Below are 2,182 nucleotides of genomic sequence, written 5' to 3' on the forward strand. Positions count from 1 at the left end.
GTGCGCCCCGGCGTCGCCGCCCGCCAGCGCGCCCTGGCCGCCCTGGCCGCCGCCCGGAGCGCGGACGCCCCGCGCGCCACGGCGCTGCTCACCGCGCTGGAGCCCCTGGTGCGCGGCGAGGACTTCGCGCTGGAGCGCACGCTGGCGCACCTGGCCCGCGCCACGCTCCACCGGCACGCGGGCCGGGCGCGTGAGGCGGAGGAAGCCCTGGCGGAGGCCACCCGCACGGCCACGGAGGGAGAGCTGGACCCGGACCTGCTGGCGGAGCTGCTCCGGCCCCTCGCCTCCGCGCCGGAAGCCCCACGCCTCCAGCAAGCGCCGGAGCAGGTGGTGCTGGACGCCCGCCGTCACGAACTGCGAGCCCCCGGGAAGACCGTCTCCCTGGAGCGTCGCGCCCTGCCGCGAAGGCTGCTCTACGCCCTGGCCCGCCAGCCGGGGCGCACCCTGTCGAAGGAGGACTGCGTGCGCGCCATGTGGAACGCGGACTACGACCCGCGCCTGCATGACAACGCGCTGCGCGTCCACGTGAGCCACGTGCGCGACATGCTGGAAGGCACCGGCACCCGCGTCGTCTTCGAAGACCCTGGCTACCGGCTGGAAGTGTCCCCGGGCTTCACCTTCGTCACGGAGTAGCCCCAGGAACCCCGTCACAGCAGTTATCCAGTTACAGTAAATCGCAGGCCGGGGTGTTTACATTCAGTTCCGGATTCCTCCACAATCCTGTGGCCTCATAATTTCCACAAAAAGCGAGGTTCACATGATTTCGAGTCAGATGGTGCGTCGCTGGGCTGCTGCCAGCGTGGTGTCGCTGCTGGTCGTGGGTTGCGGTCCCCAGGCCCCGGAGGAGAAGCAGGCCCCGCCGGAGACCCCGGCCCCCGCCGCCACCACGCAGGAGATCGTCGGTGGCTCGGCCACCACCATCGGGGCGAACCCGTGGCAGGTGTCGCTGCAGAGCAGCGGCGGCAGCCACTTCTGCGGCGGCTCCATCATCAACGAGAACTGGATCCTCACCGCGCAGCACTGCGTGAACTCGGGCGGCTCCATCTCCAAGCCGGGCCGCATCGTGGCGGGCGTCACCAACCGCACCACCACCACCGGCGGGCAGGTCCGCACCGTGGCCCAGGTGTTCGTCTATCCGGGCTACGTGGACGCGAACGTGGGCAAGGACGCGGCGCTGCTCAAGCTGTCCTCGCCGCTGGACCTGAGCGGCGCGAACGTGAAGGCCATCCCGCTGGTCACCGCGGCGGACGCGGCGGCGGGCGTGACCAACCCCGGCGTCGTGGCGCGCGTCACGGGCTGGGGCACGCTGTCCAGCGGCTCCTCCTCGCTGCCGACCACGCTCCAGACGGTGGACGTGAACCTCATCAGCAACGCGGACGCGCAGGCCGACTACCAGGGTCAGGAAGTCATCAGCGCGGACCAGCTGGGCGCGAAGGCCCCGGGCAAGGACTCCTGCCAGGGTGACAGCGGCGGTCCCCTCACCGTCCTCAAGGGCAGCACCCGCGTGCTCGCGGGCATCGTGAGCTGGGGCTACGGCTGCGCCGACGCGCAGTACGCGGGCATGTACGGCCGCGTGTCGTCCTTCGAGAGCTGGATCACCAGCACCATCAACGGCTCGTCGCAGCCGGGCACGACGCTGCTCGACAAGACCGCCCTGTCCGGCGCCGCCAGCTCCTTCACGCACTACGCCATCACCGTCCCCTCCGGCGCCACGTCCCTGACGGTGGAGCAGTCCGGCGGCACGGGTGACGCGGACCTCTACGTGCGCCAGGGCTCGCAGCCCACCACGACGGCGTACAACTGCCGCCCGTACCTCAGCGGCAACGCGGAGACCTGCACCATCACCGCGCCCGCGGCCGGCACCTGGTACGTCTCCGTGCGCGGCTACTCCGCGTACTCGGGCGTCTCCGTGAAGGCCACGGTGCCGTAGTCGTCGTCTGACGCTGGCGTGAGCGCTCAAGGCCCTCTTCCTCCCGTGCGGAGGGAGGGGGCTTTCGTGTTTCAGCCACCCCGCGTGCGCGGAGTGCTACACCCGTCGTCATGGCCCGGCCCGTCCCCAGAGCGACCCGCTGTCCCTACTGCAACGCGCCCTTCACGCTCCAGGCCGCGAAGACGCACTCCGTCTGCGGCTACTGCGGCCAGGCGTTCGACCTGGAGGGCCCGCCCCCGACACACCCCCTCC

Annotated in this window: 2 protein-coding genes; both read left to right on the forward strand. The window is 71.4% G+C overall.

The window, feature by feature from the left end:
• The coding region (locus D7W79_RS41450; RefSeq protein ID WP_147442344.1) for a winged helix-turn-helix domain-containing protein at positions 1 to 633 on the forward strand (633 nt) is incomplete at its 5' end.
• 124 nt (positions 634 to 757) lie between these two features.
• On the forward strand, positions 758 to 1,930 hold the full coding sequence (locus tag D7W79_RS41455) for a trypsin-like serine protease (RefSeq protein ID WP_120530687.1): 1,173 nt from the start codon (positions 758 to 760) through the stop codon (positions 1,928 to 1,930).
• The last annotated feature ends 252 nt before the right edge of the window (positions 1,931 to 2,182 follow it).

The organism is Corallococcus exercitus, from assembly GCF_003611585.1.
GTDB classification, from domain to species: Bacteria; Myxococcota; Myxococcia; order Myxococcales; family Myxococcaceae; genus Corallococcus; species Corallococcus exercitus.

Excerpts from the sequence above, each read along its gene's own strand:
- D7W79_RS41455 (WP_120530687.1), top strand. The coding sequence starts at position 758 with ATGATTTCGAGTCAGATGGTGCGTCGCTGGGCTGCTGCCAGCGTGGTG.